Origin of the sequence: Onishia taeanensis, assembly GCF_003268885.1 — a bacterium.
Taxonomy (GTDB): Bacteria; Pseudomonadota; Gammaproteobacteria; order Pseudomonadales; family Halomonadaceae; genus Onishia; species Onishia taeanensis_A.
Genome location: NZ_QLSX01000026.1, coordinates 1 through 1,639, shown reverse-complemented (window position 1 = coordinate 1,639; position 1,639 = coordinate 1). Strand labels below are relative to the sequence as shown.

Here is a 1,639-nt window from a genome sequence, read left to right as displayed (position 1 = left end):
TCCGTCATGGTAGGTGTCCACTTATTCATAGGTGGGCACCTACTGTGATGGAATTCAGGTACTTTCGGCAGATGGGTTCACCGGCCGGTTACGGAGTCTTCTCTCCCCATGCGCAATATCTTCGTACTCATCTTGGCCACCTTCATGAGCCTGGGCCTTGCCGTTGATCACGCCGAGGCCAAGCGCCTGGGCGGCGGAAAAAGCTTCGGCTCCTACTCCCGCTCGGCGGACTCGACCGCCTCTACGCCCAATCGTAATGCCACCGCGGGTACTGGCGCCCGCCAGCCCTCGCGGGGCCTGTCACGCTTCGCCGGCCCCTTCGCCGGCCTGCTGGCCGGTGGCCTGTTGGCTTCGCTGTTCTTCGGCGGAGCCTTTGACGAACTGCGCCTGATGGACCTATTGCTGGTGGCCGGTGCGGCCTTCCTGCTGTTCCGCCTATTCGCCAAGCGTCGCCAGCCGGCCACCGCCGGTGGTGATTCCATGGCCCGCCGCGAGCAGGCCACCTCACAGCCTTTCACCACCTCAGAGCCTATCGGCGGTGGCCTTGGCGGCAGTGGCAGCACACCGAGCTGGTTCGACAAGGAACGCTTCCTGGGCGGGGCCAAGGAGCATTTCATGACCCTGCAACGCGCCTGGGACAACAACGACTTCGCCGGTATCCAGGAGTTTGTCACGCCAGCGTTCTACAACCAGCTGCGTGAAGAGCGCACCAACCACCCTGCCAATAATCGTACCGAGATCGTCAGGCTGTTCGCGGAGCTTGGCGACGTGCGAGAAATCGGTCAGCAGGCCGAGGCCACGGTCATTTTCCACGGCGTCATGGACGAGAACGGCGAGCACAACGAGTTCAATGAGACCTGGCACCTGATTCGCGAGCTGCGTGACAACGCCCCCTGGTACCTGCAGGGCATCGAGCAGAACCCGGGAGCCTGACACTCACTCGCGAGGCTGATTCTCGCGATACTCTTTCAAGCACTGCCTCAAGAACCACCCACAAAAATGCCGGGCTTTTGCCCGGCATTTTTTGATTATCCCACCGCCCAGGGGCTCTCTCAGGCCACCTGATTGAGCAAGTGAGTTCATGCGCAGGTATCAGTATGCGGATGCCGTACGCTTTCCCAGTGCTCTTTCCTGGCCTTTCCCGGCAACGCTACCTTAATAGTCAGACTGTGCCTCATCGGCCGCCTCTTCGACGTTATCACCGGCTTCCTCGATCGCATCCCCCGTGTCCTCCATGGCGTTATCGATCTTTTCACCGGCCTGTTCCGCAGGCCCTTCCTCTTCACAGCCAGTGATGGCAACGGCCATCATGGCCACCAGCAGCATGATGCCGAGCTTGTCCTTCAGCTTGTCCGTAAGCTTCACGTTCATGATGTTGTCCTCCTGAATCATGGTTGCCATACCTGACGACGAGTGTCAGTCCACACACCATAGCCGTCCTGGCGCTGCGGCTCTACCCATAGCTCGTCCACCTCAAGCGCCTGGGCCATGCCGTCGCGTATGACTCACCGGCAATATACACATCAGGTCAAGCGCACGGGGCTGACACAAAAAACCCCGGGCGCGTCAGCGGCCGGGGTGAGAAGGAAGAGCTATCGAGGCGCACCCATCGGGCGAGCCTTTCTGTCGCGTGATTGTC

2 protein-coding genes are annotated in these 1,639 nt (G+C 60.6%); one reads left to right on the top strand and one right to left on the bottom strand.

Annotation, left to right across the window (positions count from 1 at the left end):
- Positions 1-108: 108 nt before the first annotated feature.
- The gene (locus tag BCL93_RS17015; protein WP_112056547.1) at positions 109-933 is read left to right on the top strand and encodes a Tim44 domain-containing protein; all 825 of its coding nucleotides are present in this window, start codon (positions 109-111) and stop codon (positions 931-933) included.
- A 222-nt stretch (positions 934-1,155) separates the two neighbouring features.
- On the opposite strand, the gene BCL93_RS17010 is transcribed toward BCL93_RS17015, so the two are convergent.
- Positions 1,156-1,371, bottom strand: coding sequence for a hypothetical protein (locus BCL93_RS17010; protein WP_112056548.1), 216 nt, complete (start codon positions 1,369-1,371; stop codon positions 1,156-1,158).
- Between the last annotated feature and the right edge of the window lie 268 nt (positions 1,372-1,639).

Bases quoted from the DNA above. Each gene is read 5' to 3' on its own strand.
- BCL93_RS17010 (WP_112056548.1), bottom strand. From the start codon at position 1,371: ATGAACGTGAAGCTTACGGACAAGCTGAAGGACAAGCTCGGCATCATG.
- BCL93_RS17015 (WP_112056547.1), top strand. From the start codon at position 109: ATGCGCAATATCTTCGTACTCATCTTGGCCACCTTCATGAGCCTGGGC.